This window comes from Candidatus Planktophila versatilis, from assembly GCF_002288105.1.
In the GTDB taxonomy this organism is placed as follows: Bacteria; Actinomycetota; Actinomycetes; order Nanopelagicales; family Nanopelagicaceae; genus Planktophila; species Planktophila versatilis.
The window spans coordinates 649259-665359 of sequence record NZ_CP016774.1 but is presented as its reverse complement, the minus strand read 5'-3'; the positions used below and the strand labels follow the sequence as shown (position 1 = coordinate 665359).

Annotated in this window: 17 protein-coding genes and 1 tRNA gene; 11 read left to right on the top strand and 7 right to left on the bottom strand. The window is 48.7% G+C overall.

Annotated features, from left to right (window positions below):
* The first annotated feature begins 2 nt into the window (after nucleotides 1–2).
* Genes A1sIA79_RS03370 through hisG form a run of 7 tightly spaced genes read left to right on the top strand, consistent with a single transcriptional unit; the run spans nucleotide 3 to nucleotide 6554 of the window.
* On the top strand, nucleotides 3–1874 hold the full coding sequence (locus A1sIA79_RS03370; RefSeq protein WP_095674820.1) for a primosomal protein N' family DNA-binding protein: 1872 nt from the start codon (nucleotides 3–5) through the stop codon (nucleotides 1872–1874).
* Between the two features lie 13 nt (nucleotides 1875–1887).
* Complete coding sequence (gene def, locus A1sIA79_RS03365) at nucleotides 1888–2463, top strand: peptide deformylase (protein WP_095674819.1); 576 nt, start codon at nucleotides 1888–1890, stop codon at nucleotides 2461–2463.
* Entirely contained in the window at nucleotides 2464–3369 is a 906-nt protein-coding gene (fmt, locus tag A1sIA79_RS03360; protein WP_095674818.1) for a methionyl-tRNA formyltransferase, read from the top strand.
* The gene (locus A1sIA79_RS03355; protein WP_223298385.1) at nucleotides 3353–4717 is read left to right on the top strand and encodes a transcription antitermination factor NusB; all 1365 of its coding nucleotides are present in this window, start codon (nucleotides 3353–3355) and stop codon (nucleotides 4715–4717) included. The genes fmt and A1sIA79_RS03355 overlap by 17 nt, the downstream gene beginning before the upstream one ends.
* 9 nt (nucleotides 4718–4726) lie before the next feature.
* Entirely contained in the window at nucleotides 4727–5386 is a 660-nt protein-coding gene (rpe, locus tag A1sIA79_RS03350; protein ID WP_095674817.1) for a ribulose-phosphate 3-epimerase, read from the top strand.
* 40 nt (nucleotides 5387–5426) lie between these two features.
* The gene (locus tag A1sIA79_RS03345) at nucleotides 5427–5690 is read left to right on the top strand and encodes a phosphoribosyl-ATP diphosphatase (protein WP_095674816.1); all 264 of its coding nucleotides are present in this window, start codon (nucleotides 5427–5429) and stop codon (nucleotides 5688–5690) included.
* Between the two features lie 18 nt (nucleotides 5691–5708).
* A complete protein-coding gene (gene hisG / locus A1sIA79_RS03340; protein WP_095674815.1) occupies nucleotides 5709–6554 on the top strand; it encodes an ATP phosphoribosyltransferase in 846 nt (281 codons plus the stop codon).
* Here the strand turns inward: hisG and serB are convergent, their stop codons facing one another.
* A complete protein-coding gene (gene serB, locus A1sIA79_RS03335) occupies nucleotides 6555–7757 on the bottom strand; it encodes a phosphoserine phosphatase SerB (RefSeq protein ID WP_095675482.1) in 1203 nt (400 codons plus the stop codon).
* Between the two features lie 84 nt (nucleotides 7758–7841).
* Here serB and A1sIA79_RS03330 point away from each other — a divergent pair, with 84 nt between their 5' ends.
* Both A1sIA79_RS03330 and A1sIA79_RS03325 read left to right on the top strand, forming a co-directional pair.
* Nucleotides 7842–8630, top strand: a complete 789-nt coding sequence (locus A1sIA79_RS03330; RefSeq protein ID WP_095674814.1) for an ABC transporter ATP-binding protein — start codon at nucleotides 7842–7844, stop codon at nucleotides 8628–8630.
* Nucleotides 8599–9240 carry a uracil-DNA glycosylase gene (locus A1sIA79_RS03325; protein WP_095674813.1) on the top strand — a complete coding sequence of 214 codons (642 nt, stop codon included), beginning with the start codon at nucleotides 8599–8601 and terminating at the stop codon, nucleotides 9238–9240. The genes A1sIA79_RS03330 and A1sIA79_RS03325 overlap by 32 nt, the downstream gene beginning before the upstream one ends.
* Nucleotides 9241–9292: 52 nt before the next feature.
* On the opposite strand, the gene A1sIA79_RS03320 is transcribed toward A1sIA79_RS03325, so the two are convergent.
* Together A1sIA79_RS03320 and yczE are read right to left on the bottom strand one after the other, a co-directional pair.
* Nucleotides 9293–10783 (bottom strand): NCS2 family permease, encoded by a 1491-nt coding sequence (locus tag A1sIA79_RS03320; protein WP_095674812.1) that lies wholly within the window; start codon nucleotides 10781–10783, stop codon nucleotides 9293–9295.
* Between the two features lie 97 nt (nucleotides 10784–10880).
* Nucleotides 10881–11555: a membrane protein YczE gene (gene yczE, locus A1sIA79_RS03315; protein ID WP_095674811.1), complete on the bottom strand. Its 675-nt coding sequence runs from the start codon at nucleotides 11553–11555 to the stop codon at nucleotides 10881–10883.
* Between the two features lie 22 nt (nucleotides 11556–11577).
* On the opposite strand from yczE, the gene A1sIA79_RS03310 reads away from it, so the two are divergent.
* Complete coding sequence (locus A1sIA79_RS03310) at nucleotides 11578–12309, top strand: DUF554 domain-containing protein (RefSeq protein WP_095674810.1); 732 nt, start codon at nucleotides 11578–11580, stop codon at nucleotides 12307–12309.
* A 53-nt stretch (nucleotides 12310–12362) separates the two neighbouring features.
* Here A1sIA79_RS03310 and A1sIA79_RS03305 read toward each other — a convergent pair whose 3' ends face one another.
* From A1sIA79_RS03305 to A1sIA79_RS03295, 3 genes are all read right to left on the bottom strand, one after another.
* Entirely contained in the window at nucleotides 12363–13010 is a 648-nt protein-coding gene (locus A1sIA79_RS03305; RefSeq protein WP_095674809.1) for a thymidine kinase, read from the bottom strand.
* A gap of 62 nt (nucleotides 13011–13072) precedes the next feature.
* Entirely contained in the window at nucleotides 13073–13600 is a 528-nt protein-coding gene (locus tag A1sIA79_RS03300; RefSeq protein WP_095674808.1) for an adenine phosphoribosyltransferase, read from the bottom strand.
* Between the two features lie 19 nt (nucleotides 13601–13619).
* Nucleotides 13620–13703 (bottom strand) — tRNA-Leu (locus A1sIA79_RS03295).
* A gap of 115 nt (nucleotides 13704–13818) precedes the next feature.
* On the opposite strand from A1sIA79_RS03295, the gene A1sIA79_RS03290 reads away from it, so the two are divergent.
* Nucleotides 13819–15135, top strand: a complete 1317-nt coding sequence (locus A1sIA79_RS03290; protein ID WP_095674807.1) for a M20/M25/M40 family metallo-hydrolase — start codon at nucleotides 13819–13821, stop codon at nucleotides 15133–15135.
* Here A1sIA79_RS03290 and A1sIA79_RS03285 read toward each other — a convergent pair.
* Entirely contained in the window at nucleotides 15132–16076 is a 945-nt protein-coding gene (locus tag A1sIA79_RS03285; protein ID WP_095674806.1) for an aldo/keto reductase, read from the bottom strand. The genes A1sIA79_RS03290 and A1sIA79_RS03285 overlap by 4 nt on opposite strands.
* Between the last annotated feature and the right edge of the window lie 25 nt (nucleotides 16077–16101).

Sequence of the window (16101 nt, the reverse complement as noted above, 5' to 3'; positions counted from 1 at the left end):
CCGTGGCACTTACGAGGCCACTACGTCTTAAGCGCGAAGTAGTTCGCCTTGCGCCAGAGATCAGCACAACTGATAATCCTGTGGCGCGCGTCTGGGTAGACAGTGGGGTCTTTCATCTAGATCAAAGCTATGACTATCTAGTTCCCGATAATCTATCCGAGCAGGTTGCCGTGGGCGTTCGGGTTCAGGTGCCATTCAATGGCAGAGAGTGTGAAGCACTCGTTCTAGAACGCATAACCATATCTTCGGGTCGAAGGCTTAAGAGCATTACTAAGGTGATTTCCCGCGTTCCGGTTGCTTCAAAACCTTCCTTAGATTTGATTGCACTAGTTGCGCACAGATGGGCATGTCATCCTTATGACGTAATTCGTTCTGCAATCCCTCCTCGTGTCGCAAGTGTCGAGAAGATGCACTGGATTGATAAGACTACTGATAGACCGGGTCAATCATCGGTACGTCAGTACCTTCAACTACCCGCATACCAAGATCCTTTTCAGGCCCTAGCAAGGCACGTCAAAAGCGTCCGGAGCAGAGGTTCAATCCTGGTGATAGTTCCAGATAGTAGATCAGTGCTTCGATTAAGCAAGCATTTTCCAGAGGCGCTGATTCTGGATTCAGATCTGCCGCGAAGTGAGAGATATGAGAATTTTCTGCGTGCCAGAACAACATCGGCTCAGATCATTATCGGAACCAGAAGCGCCATTTTTGCCGATAGTCCAGATTTAGCGTCAATCGTCATTTTTAATGAATCATCGGAGCAATTCTTCGAAGTTCGATCACCGGGGTGGAACGCACGTGACATCGCAATTCTTCGCGCACGAAATGAGAATGTTGCTATCTACTGCGTGGGTTATAGTCCCAGTGCCGAAGTCGCTCGGCTTATCGATATCGGCTGGTTTGAATTCAAAGGCGCTAAACAAAAGATTCGAGTTGATACTTTTCAGCAGGAATTTTCCGAGCTGCTTCCGGGCAAAATCATTGGCGAGCTCCGCCGCTTGGTCAAACAGGGACCGATTCTCTTCATCGCACCCAGAAAGGGATATTCGCAGTCGATTAGTTGTAGTGGATGTCGAAATATCTCTACGTGTTCATGTGGTGGTCGGCTAGAGAAGAAGGGTGCCACGACGGCTATCTCTTGTTCCTTGTGTGCAAATGTCTATTCCGAGTGGGTCTGTCAGTATTGTGCCGGGCTTAAGCCGTTTCTTCTCAATCGTGGCAGCGAGCGATTTGCACAAGAAATCGGAGTAGCCCTACCAGGTATTCCAATCACACTGTGTGAGGCCGAGAAGATGGTTGATGATTTTGAACTGAATTCTGGAATTGTCATTGCCACTCCGGGATCAGCTCCCATGTCGGCCGATGGGTATGCCGCTGTCGTAATTCTCGACGGTGAAAAATTGCTTAATCAATCAGATCTCAGAGCGCAGGAGCGAGCTCGAGAAATATTCTTTACCCACGCTGCGCTATTGAACTCTTCGGGATCTGCATTGCTAGTTATCAATCACTCAAATCCCATAGTGGGCGCCCTTGCTTCCTGGAAACCATCTCTAATTTCCCGGCGAGAGTTGCAAGAGCGCATCGAAGCCTCATTGCCTCCGTTCGTCAGGTCTATCTCACTTGATATTGATAGTGCTGAATCGGCAACCTTGGTCAGAGCATTAAATAAATCGCGCGATGAGGGCAGGCTTCCGGCGTCCACGAGAATTCTTGGACCATCAACTCTGAACACCTCTACACATCGGATTCTCTTACTTGCTCCACTTGAGGACGGTGAGGCGCTAGTTCTACTGATGCATGAGTTCCAACGAAGACGAAGTGCAACAAGGAAGAAGTTGGCAACGCTGCGGATTGATCCATATTCGCTCTCGCGATAGGTAAGATTGACCCATGTCTATCAAGCAAATTCGTCACTTCGGAGACCCGGTTCTTGTCACACCGGCTTCGGAAGTTATCGACTTTGATAAAGAGCTGCGAACGCTCGTGAAGGACCTTACTGAAACAATGCTCGATGCACCTGGTGCGGGGCTAGCGGCGCCACAGATTGGTGTGCCACTGCGAGTCTTTGTCTGGGATGTCGATGAAACTATTGGGCATCTCATCAATCCAACTCTTGATTTGAGTGAGGAGATGCAGGAGGGTGATGAGGGATGCTTAAGTTTTCCGGAACTGATCTATCCAACCCCTCGTGCATTTAGAGCGGTTGCAAGAGGATTTACGATGCATGGTGATCCTGTCACTATCGAAGGCACAGAACTTCTAGCCCGAGCGCTCCAGCATGAAACAGATCATTTAAATGGAATTCTCTTTATTGATCGACTCTCAGATGAAGATCGCAAGATAGCGATGAAGGAGATTAGAGAATCCGATTGGTTCGGACTTGCTGGGCAATCGGGGGCATCGCCGACAATCAAGGTTTCTCCGCATAGTCTCTTCGGGTCAGATAACCGTGGACTGGGTCTTTAGTTGCGGATCGCGGTAGCAGCAACGCCTGAAGTAGCGATTCCGTCTCTGGATGCACTTCTTGCCTCTGATCATGAATTGCTCTGTGTCATCACGCCACCTGACCGACCATCCGGTCGAGGTCAGAGCCTCAATGAATCAGCTGTCTCAGGATGGGGTAACGAGAATGGGATTGAAGTTTACAAACCAGAGCGAGATGCCAGCTTTGATTCCTATCTAGCGAATACTGATGTCCTGATCACAATCGGATACGGTGTCATATTGCCACAACGAGTATTCGAACTACCTCGTTACGGTTCGCTCAATCTGCATTTCTCACTATTGCCAAGATGGCGTGGGGCAGCACCTGTGCAACGAGCGATTGAAGCCGGAGATAAAGTATCGGGGGTCACTGTCTTTAAATTAGATGATGGCATGGATACCGGACCGGTCTATACCCAGAATCGATTCGCACTAGATGCCGATATCACCAGTGATGAACTCTTCGTTGAATTGGCAGAGTTAGGAGCGGAAGCACTTCTTCACGCGCTAGAACTCATGAAGTCTGGAGTGAAGCCCACGCCACAAGAGAATCACAGCGCTACCCGAGCTCTTAAGTTGAGCAAGGAAGAAGGACGCATAGATTGGACTCAACCGGCAACTGCCATATCCAATAAAATCCGTGCCTTTACTTCCCAACCTGGCGCTTGGACTAATTTCCGAGATGCGACGTTGAAAATCGATACTCCCGTTGCGAGTGAGATTACATTAGAACCCGGTGCTCTTCTTCTTGAGAACAAGAAGTTATATGTGGGAACCGCCTCTTCTGCTTTAGAAATTGGTCACATCACACCGTCTGGTAAATCGAGAATGCCATCTTCGCAATGGGCAAACGGGGCAAGATTAATCGCCGGTGATCTCTTTGGTTAAGCCACGCAGAGATACCTTTAAATCACCGAAACCTGATGCTCCCAGAGTGTTGGTATTTGATTTGCTAACAGAAGTTAATCGCAATGGGGGATACTCGAATCTGCTCTTGCCACAAGCCCTGTCAGCCTCGAATTTCGAGATGCGAGACAAGGGTTTCGTCACCGAACTTCTCTACGGGACTCTGCGAATGCAAGGACGACATGACTACATCTTGCAGCAGGTATCGGATCGTCCATTATCGGAAGTCGACGCTGGCATCGTAGATATCTGCAGGATGGGAGTTCATCAGTTATTTGAGATGCGCGTAGCAACCCATGCTGCCGTATCGGCAACTGTTGAACTCGCCCGAAAAGTTATTGGTGAATCGAAGGCTTCCTTTGTCAATGCAATACTGCGCAAGGTCAGCTCACAAACCTTGGAACAATGGCTTGAACCCACTTCATTTATCACGGACCCGATTGCGCGTCTTGCTATCCGGTATTCGCATCCGGAATGGATTGTTTCGGCCTACTTTGATCTACTCAAAGATTTAGATCGGGTGGAAGAGGAACTTGCAGTAAACAATGTTCCAGCGATGCCAACACTGGTCGCCTGGCCGGGGGATTCGACTCAATCAGAGCTAGTTGATCTAGGTGGGGTTGCAACAGAGTATTCACCTTACGGTGCCCGATTCGATGGCGCCCCTGGGACGCTAGAGGTTATTAGACATCGCAAGGCAGGAGTGCAAGATGAAGGATCGCAGTTAGTCGCACACATCTTCTCACTCGCAACTAAGGATTCTGCCTCGCTTCTAGATTTATGTGCCGGTCCGGGTGGAAAAGCGGCCCTACTGGCTCATCTAGCAAATGTGAATGGCCAGGAATTTACCGCCAACGAAATTTCTGAGGCGCGTGCAAAGTTAGTAAAAAACGTGATTGGCAAGTTTCCAGTGCAGGTTGGTGATGGCAGAGAGATTGCATCACTCGGACATACATACGATGCGATTCTGGCTGATGTTCCTTGCACAGGCCTCGGCGCCCTACGACGCAGACCAGAGGTTCGTTGGCGAAGAACTGTGCAAGACCTACGAGGTTTGCTGGTCCTACAAAGAGAATTGTCTGATGCGGCAATCTCGGTTCTTAACCCAGGGGGAGTATTTGGATATGCAACATGTAGTCCACATTTTTCCGAGACATCAGGTGAGGTGCTTCGGATACTTAAAGATCATCCGGAGTTAGAGCAAATCGATATCGCACCATTTATCCCTTCTAACCTTTATGGTGCAACGCGCGATAAGTCACTTTCACTGTGGACCAGCAAGCACGGCACGGATGCCATGTTCTTAGCGCTCTTTCGCAAGAGGAGATAAACTTCTTCCATGTCGAATGAAGTTCGAATCACCCCAAGTATTCTCAATGCGGATTTTGCACATCTTGACTCAGAGATTGCCAAGATTGCGCAGGCAAGTGATTTGATTCACCTGGATATCATGGACAACGTATTTGTTCCCAATATGACCTTTGATTTTCAGGCCGCAACCGAGATCATTAAGAACTGCCCAATTCCAGTTGATTCGCATTTAATGGTTGCGGATGTGGATTTGATAGCGGTTCAGTATGCCGAAGCTGGTTCTGCCAGCGTTACTATTCATGTCGAGGCCACCTCCGACATTCGCAGTACTTTGAAGGAGATTAAGAGCCACGGAGCTCGGGCCTCTATCGCTCTCAAACCCAATACCTCCATTAACGATTATTCAGAGTACTTCGATCTCATCGATATGGTTCTTATCATGACTGTCGAACCTGGTTTCGGTGGACAAAAATTCATGGAAAATATGATGAGTAAGGTCAAAGAAGCGAGAAAATTGATAGGTAGCAGACCTATCTGGCTGCAAGTTGATGGCGGAATTTCACTTTCCACCATCGAGATTGCTCGAGAAGCGGGAGCTGACACATTCGTAGCCGGCAGCGCAGTCTTTAGCGCGCAAGATCCGGCGATGATGGTTGAGCAATTGCGCACACAAGCCGCACTTCACTAATACGGCCTCTTGTGCGTAATCTCTCTAGTAAACTAGCGCTATGAAATCATTTGACTCACTCTGGCTTGAGTTAGCGCAAAAGCTGGCTGAGCGCGCCGAGGGTTCGGCGACTGTCGCTGCCGTCGATGCCGGAGTTCACACGATCGGAAAAAAGATCTTGGAAGAGGCTGGTGAAGTCTGGTTGGCAGCTGAACATGAGTCAGATGAGGCTCTAGCCGAGGAAATTAGCCAATTGATTTACCATCTACAAACAATGATGCTCGCCCGTGGTCTCACACCTACTGATATTTATAAGTACCTCTAAGGGAAAACAAGGAGTTTCATGTTACGAATAGCTGTCCCAAACAAGGGTTCACTCGCTGACGCCTCGATTGAGATCCTAAAAGAGGCTGGATATCGCCAACGTACCGACTCTCGCGATCTGGTTCTGATAGACCCTGCTAACGGCGTTGAGTTCTATTATCTTCGCCCACGCGATATTGCGATCTATGTTGGCTCTGGTGAGTTAGAAGCAGGAATCACGGGGCGAGATCTGCTCATTGACTCTGGTGCAGATGCGCAAGAAATTCTCCCCCTTGATTTTGGGGGATCAACATTTAGATTCGCCGGACCTACACAAGAGAAGCTATCACTTTCATCAATCAGCGGTAAGCGCGTAGCAACGGCCTATCCAGGATTGGTGCAGAAACATCTTTCAGATTTGAAGATTAAGGCAGATGTCGTTCGCCTGGATGGTGCGGTAGAAAGCAGCATCAGATTAGGAGTTGCCGATCTGATAGCCGATGTTGTCAGTACTGGAAATACTCTTCGCCAGGCTGGGTTAGCTATCTTCGGTGATCCAATCTTGGTTTCCGAAGCCATCTTGATTAAAGGCAAAGCGCCAGCCGCCGCTGCCGAATTAGAGATTCTTATTCGTCGTTTGCAAGGCGTTGTGACCGCAAGACAATACGTGCTTCTTGATTATGACATCCCTAAGAAAAGCGTGGACCAGGCTTGCGCCATCACACCCGGTCTGGAGTCGCCGACGATTTCACCGCTTCAAAAGCCTGATTGGGTTGCAGTGCGCGCTATGGTGCTACGTAAAGATACCAATCGCTTAATGGATGAACTTTGGGCACTGGGTGCACGCGGAATTCTGGTTACTGATATTCACGCCTGCAGACTGTAATTACCTGCGGCTCGCGCCCGCCTCTTCAATATCTTCCCGTGAAATTCCTAGAAGATAGAGAACTGAATCTAGGTATGGTGCGCTGACAGAGCTATCTGCAGCCGCTTTGACAGCTGGCTTTGCATTAAATGCTATTCCCATGCCTGCGATTGCAATCATATCTAGGTCATTGGCGCCATCACCGATAGCAATCGTCTGTTCTAGTTTGACTCCAACAATTTTGGCAAAATCACGAAGGGCAACGGCTTTTGCGGCGCGATCGATGACATCTCCGATGACTTTGCCGGTGAGCTTTCCATCGATGACTTCTAGCGTATTGGCTCGGTAATGGGCGATACCCAAATCTTTAAGTATTGGTTCAATGACTGCAGTAAAGCCACCTGAGACAACAGCTACGTTATGTCCAAGTTTATGTAAGGTTTCGATCAGAGTGCGCGCCCCAGGGGTAAGAACTATCTGCTCGCGCACATCAGCAATAACCTTCTCTGGAAGTCCCGCAAGCAGTGCAACTCTGGCTTCCAGGCTCTGCCTAAAATCAAGTTCCCCGCGCATGGCGCGTTCGGTTATCTCTCGCACTTGTGGCTCGACGCCAGCATGGGCTGCCAGTAGTTCAATCACTTCTTGCTGAATAAGAGTTGAGTCCACATCTAAAACAACTAATTTCTTAGCCCAGCGCATCAGGCCACCGGGAGAGACGGCTATATCAATTGAAAATTCATTCGATACCGCAGCTAGTGATTGCCGAAGTTTGGCTGTGTTGGCACCGGATACCGTTAATTCGATTGCAGTGATCGGATAACTAGCGGTGCGATGAATACGCTCGATATTCCCACTTTGTGCAGTTATTGCTTCGGCTACCGCGGCAATAGAACGAGGATGTAGCTCAGTTGTGAGAAGCACAACGTGAACGAGCCCTGTCTTAGCAGCAATTGTCGCGCCCTCTTGGGCGCCGAAAGAGGTTGCTATGTCAACGGATAACACTTGCGCACATTCATTGAGGTCTGCCTCAATCGCTTGCGCATGATCGGGATTAAGTGAGATCAGAGCGGTGAGAATAAGTCGCTCACGGATTACTACCTGTTCGATATCTAAAATGGTGACGGCAAAGGGCGCCAGGGTCTCAAAAAGAGCTCGAGTGATTCCGGGGGAGTCGACGCCGGATACGAGAATAAGACCTGTGTAGTGACTCGTCTCGGCGCTCATATGGGTGAGGTTATCGCGAATCACGTTCACTTCGTTCGCAATTTGCGAGTGATTCATTGATTGAAGATATATCTTTTGTCACCTATGAGTAATAATCGCGTTCTAGAGCTACGTGATGTCTCTGTCCGAAGAGGCCAGAAGAACATTCTGGGCCCGCTGAATTTTGCGATAGCCCCGGGCGAGCGATGGGTGGTCCTTGGACCAAACGGCGCCGGAAAATCCACGCTCCTGCAAATATTGGCAACAAGGATGTTTCCTACATCAGGAACTGTCTTCTTACTTGATAAGCAGCTCGGCAAGGTCGATGTCTGGGAACTTCGTACCCGAATCGGCATATGTGGAGCACTTATCTCAGAGGATATTCCGCCCGATGAAAAAGTACGCGATGTAGTACTCACTGCAGCGTACGCAATTCTTGGTCGTTGGAATGAGGCCTATGACCTATGGGATGAATCCAGAGCCGTAGCTCTTCTCACAACATTTGGGGTGCGGGAATTAGCAGATAGAGAATATGGAACTTTGAGTGAGGGTGAACGCAAGCGCGTTCAAATCTCTCGAGCACTCATGGCTGACCCAGAGTTACTTCTTCTAGATGAGCCAGCCTCTGGATTAGATCTAGGTGGGCGCGAGGATCTCTTAAAGAGATTCACTGTCTTCGCATCCGACCCATTAGCTCCAGCTTCGATTCTTGTCACTCATCACATAGAAGAGATTCCAGCCGGCACTACACATGCTCTCATTCTCAAAGATGGATTAGCGGCCGTCTCAGGTCCAATTCACGAAGTGATTACATCTGAACATATGTCTCATGTCTTTGATTTGCCGATGGAAGTAAGTCACGATGGGTCGCGTTTTTTTGCCCGTGCACTCTAGTTGGAATGGCCTTCTCGACCCATTAGCTCCTCAGATTGAGAAGATTCTTCAGACAATCTCCAGCGATGACATCGCACCACGAAACGATCGAATATTTGCTGCTTTAGAAATGGATTTGAGTTCGGTCAAATGCGTGATTGTCGGACAAGACCCTTATCCCACCAGGGGTAATGCCCATGGGTTGGCTTTCTCGGTAAACCCTGATGTGCAGCCGCTGCCAGCATCGCTCAGAAATATCTTCACCGAATTAGTCACTGATCTGGAGATTGAGCCTCCGAAAAATGGAGATCTTTCTCCATGGCGTGACCAAGGTGTTCTGCTTCTCAATCGGGTTCTCACAACAAAGGTAGGCGAAAGTAATTCACACGAAAATATTGGTTGGCAGGAAATCACAACTCAGATTGCTCAAGCTGCAGCAGTACAAGGTGCCTTTGGAGTTCTCTGGGGAAAGAGCGCACAGGAGCTTTCACATCTTTTCACTCACAGCATCAAAAGTGTCCATCCAAGTCCGCTTAGTGCATATCGCGGGTTCTTTGGTAGCAAGCCTTTTTCACAAGTCAATCAAGAACTACAACACCGGGGAGTTTCTCCCATCGATTGGTCCCTGTAAAGAAATAGGGCCCGCATCCTTAGATGCGAGCCCTATTAAGGAAATCTACTTATTAAATCCAGGCATTAATTGGAGATGATAAGAAGTAGATCATGAAGAGACCAGAGACAAGAAGTAGCAAAGGATGAACTTCCTTACGACGTCCCTGAACTATGCGAATAACAACGTGAGTAACGAAACCAGCTCCGATACCGACCGAGATGTTATAGCTAAATGGCATCAAGATGATGGTCAGGAAGGCTGGAATGCCAATTCCTAGATCATCCCACTCGATGTTCTTTACTTGTCCCATCATGAGGAATCCGACAATGATTAGTGCAGGTGTCGCAGCCTCATAAGGAATAATTGCGACGAGCGGCGCTAGGAATGTTGTCAACAAGAACGCGATTCCAGTAACGATAGAGGAAAGGCCAGTTCTGGCACCTTCACCCACACCAGATGCGGATTCAATGTAACTGGTGTTCGATGAAATACCAGCAGCTCCACCAGCGGCGGCAGCTATTGAGTCAACAACGAGGATGCGGTTAGCTCCTTGAACGTTTCCACTCTTATCGACTAATCCTGCTTGGTTTCCTATAGCAGTCATAGTTCCCATTGTGTCGAAGAAGTCTGCCAGCAATAGCGTGAAGACAAGCAGGCAGGCTGCTAATGCGCCAGTCTTTGGATTTGTGAATGCACCGAAGATGTCATCGAAACCCAAACCTAGAGAATCAAAACGTGGAGCATCTGTCAGATTAAGAGAGCCGGAAGCGTCCTTTGGTAACGTCGGAGTATTTAAACCCCAGCCTCGTGAGTTTGACTCAGTAGGACTGATGAAGCTATTTCCAACTTTAAATTGGGCTTCTACGATGATTGCTAGGACCGTTGAAGAGATGATTCCAATGAGAATGGAACCCTTGATCTTTTTGATCATCAAGATGATGGTCAGGAAGAGACCAAAAGCGAAGACGACAATCGGCCAACCCACAAGTGTTCCGCCGTCACCAAGTTCTAGTGGAACTGCAGAGGGTTTGGAGTTCGAGCTTCCCCACACCACATTTGGAGTACGTCGCACGAATCCGGCATCGACTAGGCCAATGAGGGCGATAAACAATCCGATGCCTACTGAGATAGCGACTTTTAATGCGGTTGGAATTGCCTTGAAGACCGCGATTCTAAATCCGGTCAGAACCAGAATAAGAATGAGAATACCTTCAATAAGAACTAAGCCCATGGCTTGCGCCCAGGTAGCGTTCTTTGCGATTGAAACAGCGACAAAGGTGTTTAAGCCAAGGCCGGTAGCAAGTGCCAGTGGAAAATTCGCGACAGCTCCCATAAGGATGGTCAAAATACCGGCGATAAGTGCGGTTCCAGCGGCAACGATAATGATTGCGTTGGTTCTATCTCCGCCACCGATGAATTCTCCAGCTCCATCGGTTGTGGCAAGGATCAGCGGGTTGAGCGCAACGATATATGCCATTGTAAAGAAGGTAACTAGCCCACCTCTAACCTCTTGGGCTATCGATGACCCTCGCTCTTTAATCTTAAAATAGGAATCCAACATAAATGGACCTTTCTAATTTTTTTATCGAGGGTGTTTGCGACCTCGTGTGAAATGACGGCTCACAGACCGAGGGGGATGTCTAAACGCTAGTAGGTACTTAGACGTACTTGTGGGTTAAACGCGCAACAAGACCAAGAAAAATGGCGACCGATTGCCCGATAAAGAGGGCAAATAGGGCGGTTCCGAGCCCAACAGTGCCTCCGAGGAACCAGCCGATAATTAAGACCGTGACCTCAATGCCCATTCGTACGCGTCCCACACGAACCCCTGTTTTGTAGTGGATCCCGGTCATGGCGCCATCTCGAGGACCACGTCCTAGGCCACAGGTGATGTAGAGGGCAGAGCCTAATCCGACCAGTGCGATTCCAATGAGATCAAAGATAACTCCGATGGCGAAATTGTCTTGCTTCGGGAAGATGATTGTTCCGATTTGAATAAACGCTGCAATGATGACGATATTCGAGATTGTTCCAAAACCAACTCGTTCATTAAGTGGAATCCAGAGCAGCATCACGGACACGCTAATAATGAAAGTTGCCCATCCGATACTCAACCCAGTTTTTAGTGTCAGACCTTCGGCAAATACAGTCCACGGAGCATTTCCAATTCCAGCCTGGATAAGTAATGAATCACCGAGACCGAAAATAGCTAAACCAAAGAAAAGAATCGCAGTTCGCAGGGGAGTGAGGTCCCAAAGTCCTTGCGCGGTCCATGGCGTTATGGGGACAGTTTTATGGGGGCGCAGACTTTTGATGATGGATGCGAGATTCACTTGCGCAGTCTATAGTGGATGAATGTTTGTAGGCCTCGGAACAGTAATCAATTTGCTCACCATCATCGTAGGTGCTGCTATCGGAATCGCCTTAGGTGGTCGACTGCCTAAGAGATCGCAGAAGATGATTACTGATGTTCTGGGGCTCATCACCCTATTGGGTGCGACTTCGGCACTTTTGCCGCTATGGTCAAATGAATTCAAGGATTCACTTCCAGATGGATCACCGCTTCTCTTGATTCTGGCATCCATGCTTATCGGAGGTCTACTCGGAACCGCTCTCAAGATTGAGAAACGAGTTGAGAACTTTGGCGAAAATCTAAGAAAGAAGTTTAAGGCATCTAGTGACAGTCCTTTCGTCGAAGGCTTCGTCAGTGCATCACTGTTGTTTGTGATCGGTCCACTTGCAATCCTTGGCAGCGTCAGCGACGGCATGTCTCAAGGCTTAGATCAATTAATTCTCAAGTCTTCCCTCGACTTCTTTGCCGCCATGGCATTCGCATCGACCCTGGGAATAGGAGTGATGGCATCGATTATTCCAGTCGGCATCTACCAGGGCTTCTGGACAATTATCGGTTTCTTTGCTGGATCTGTTCTCGAGCAGTATCAAATTGATGCGATGACTATCTCCGGAGGGCTGATGCTGGTTGGCATCGGACTGCGACTGCTCAATATCAAGAAAATATCAGTTGCAAATCTGTTGCCAGCTCTGGTTATTGCGCCAGTACTGGCAACAGTCCTACATTCGATCTAAAGCGCGGATGTTGCAATCACATATGTAGTCATCTTGTCTCTATTTTCTCCGATTTAGATTTCAGTAAATGGCAATGGGTCAGAACTTATATGACCGGCTCGTGATGCGCGAGCTGTGACTTGGCGCATGTGGTGTCTACGGCATAGGACTTCATAGGCAATCTCATCACTTTTACCAACATCTCCGACCACCACTTGTTCACCTTCGGTAACCATGACGCCATTTATAGTTCGAGCGTTATGTGTAGCACGTGATCCGCACCAACAAAGGGCCTCAACTTGCAGAGTGTTCACACGATCGGCAAGTTCCACAAGACGGGCAGAACCTGGGAAGAGTTTGGTTCTAAAATCAGCAAGAATTCCAAATGCATAGACATCAATACCTAGTCCGTCAACAATCTTTGCTAGTCCATCAATTTGGTCTGGCTGATAGAACTGAGCTTCGTCACAGATGATGTAATCGATACGGTCACCAGCCGATAAGCGATCAACCACAAATTTATGAATATCCAGTGAGGTTTCAACTTCAATTGCTTCAGATTGCAACCCTAAACGGGAACTAATGAGACCTGCCCCAGCACGATCTTTACTCGTAAAGATGAGTCCGGTCCGTCCACGTGACTTATGGTTGTGCGCGGTTTGCAGCGCAAGGGTTGACTTACCCGAATCCATAGTTCCGCAGTAGTAAATCAGTTCAGCCACGTGGGAATCCTGCCATGAATCGCCTCAATATTCTCTCATCTAAAAACGGGCGGAATCTAAAGCTATTTTAGTGAGAGTGAGAATACTGGCGGGGCGGAGTCCAGTTTCGCAATGCTTGCCCGACCTGCCAATTCTGGAATCTCCAAAAGAACTGCAGCGCTCACAACAACAGCCCCCAGATCTTGAATGAGCAAAATTGCAGCCTTTAGAGTTCCACCAGTTGCTAGAACATCATCAATCAGGAGTACTCGCGAACCAGGCTCCATCGCATCAGTATGAATCTCTAATTCGTCCTGGCCATACTCCAAGCTGTAACTGCGCGAAAAAGTTGTGTAAGGCAATTTTCCAGATTTGCGGATTGGAATGAATCCGACTTTCATTTCCAGGGCGACCGCGCTCCCCAAGATGAACCCACGCGCATCCAGTGCGGCCACATAGTCAATTTCATCTGCAACAGCGGCGAGGGCCGATATGACGGTGGCAAATGCTTCCGGATTGGCCAATAAGGGGGAGATATCCTGAAAGAGAATCCCCGGCTTAGGAAAATCCGGGATAGGTCTAATCAATGCAAGTGCTTGACTGATATCCATAGCTGCACCACCGTAACTGTGTCCGAACGGGGACTTGAACCCCGAATCCCTTGCGAGAACTAGCACCTCAAGCTAGCGCGTCTGCCAATTCCGCCACCCGGACGAGTACCCGCTCGCTAGAAGATAAATCTTATGCGCTCGAGTCGAAATAACTGGGTAACGATATCAACCTGGCGCCATGGGCGCAAAAGAGAGCTATGAAAGGGCAGAATACGACCATGAGTAGCGCAGAGAAGTCGAACACCATTGAGAATGAAGTTGTCTCTATCTGCCAAGATCTTATTCGAATCCCTTCAGTAAATTATGGAGAAGGCAAGGGAGATGAAAAGGCATGTGCAGAGTATGTCGTTGCCTCACTCGCTGAAGTTGGAATCAAAGCAGATATATATGAGTCTGCTCCCAATCGCTGCAATGTGATTGCGCGTATACCGGGAAAAGATAGTTCACTCGGCGCTTTAGTAGTCCACGGTCATCTCGATGTTGTTCCGGCGAACGCTAGTGAGTGGTCAGTAGATCCCTTCGCTGCCGAAATTCGCGACGGCATGATCTGGGGTCGCGGGGCAGTGGATATGAAGAATATGGACGCGATGATTTTGACAGTCGTTCGCGAGTGGTCGCGCACCGGATTTCAACCACAGCGAGATATTGTCTTAGCTTTTTTTGCCGACGAAGAGGCGGGAAGTTCTTACGGTTCCAGGTTTATGACTGCCAAGCACCCGGAAGTTTTTGCTGGGTGCACCGAAGCAATTTCAGAAGTGGGTGGTTTTTCAGTCACCGTCTCTGGTGGAAAACGTTTGTACTTCATCGAGGCTGCGCAAAAAGGTATTCACTGGATGAAGATCACCGCACATGGTCGTGCTGGTCACGGTTCAATGTTAAATGATGAGAATGCAATCACTTTGATAACGGAGGCGGTAGCCAAAATTGGTCGATACCAATGGCCCCAGAGATATACGAAGACAGTCAAGATTCTCTTTGAAAAAATTGCGCAAGCTACGGGCAAACCATTCAACCCGGCAGATCTCACACCTTTATTGGCAGAGATTGGTCCGACGGCTCGAATGGTGGGAGCAACGTTGCAGAACACAGCTAACCCAACGATGTTGGAAGCTGGATATAAGGAGAACGTAATTCCGGCATCTGCTTCGGCTGTCATTGACGGAAGATTCTTACCTGGATACGAAGATGAACTTAATTCAACAATTAAATCAATCATTGGCCCAGATATTGAAATAGAAACCATTACTCGCGATATTGCACTCGAGGTTGATTTTGAAGGAGACCTGGTGGAGGCGATGTGTGCTGCAATCTTGGTCCATGATCCTGAAGGTATTCCCGTTCCATATGTCATGAGCGGTGGAACTGATAACAAAGCGCTATCAGAACTTGGGATCATCGGTTATGGATTTAGCCCACTGCGCCTTCCGCAAGATTTGGATTTCATGTCTTTATTCCACGGGGTAGATGAGCGCGTGCCAATCTCTGGTCTTCACTTTGGGGTTCAGGTCCTAAAGAAATTTCTAGAGCAGGCTTAAGCAGAGATTTCATCGAGCACGCTGCGCACGATATCTGGCAAGGATATTTCTTCGGATTTCAAAATTCCACGAAGTTGGCCACCAGTTCTAGCTCCCACTATCGCACTCGTTATTCCAGGGGTGTCTCGCACCCACGCAAGTGCAACTTCCAATGGGGAGTAACCAAGACCGCTAGCTGCTACAGATACTGCTTCAACTATTCGGGTCGACTTCTCATTCAAATAAGGCTCAACATGTTTCACAAAGTGCGGGGCTGCAGCGCGCGAATCACTGGGAATCCCAGTTCGATATTTTCCTGTTAAGACTCCACGACCCAAGGGCGCCCAGGCTAAAGCCCCAATTCCAGTTGCTCGAGCACAGGGAAGGATTTCCTCTTCCGCGCTTCGATTGAGCAGCGAGTATTCAATTTGATTTGAGACTATCGGTGCTTTTGCGGAATTACTCTCCTGAATGGTGATTGCTCGCGCACTTTGCCAGCCAGAGAAATTAGAAACTCCAACATGGCGAGCTTTCCCCGATGTGTATGCGTAATCAATTGCCGAGAGAGTGTCTTCTAGCGGGGTATGTTCATCCCACATCTGAATCTGCCAGATATCGACATAATCTGTTTCTAGTCGCGATAGTGATTTATCTAATTCTGCAATGAGTGCGGTGCGAGAGTTATTTACGGTGCGAACACCGCCTGGATGTGAGACACCTGCCTTCGTAGCAATCACTACATCGGCGCGATTAAAGAGCGTTCCAATCAGCCCACCAATAACTCGCTCGCTATCTCCATCGCCAAAGGTAGGAGAGGTATCTAGGAAGTTGCCGCCAGCTTCGATATAGGCACGGCATTGATCTGCGGCCTCGTGCGTATCGGTATCTCGACCCCATGTCATGGTTCCCAGACCCAGCCGAGAGAGTGTGAGGCCACTATTTCCAGCCCGTCTCATCTCCATGACGCAGACCTTAGCAAGGGGATAG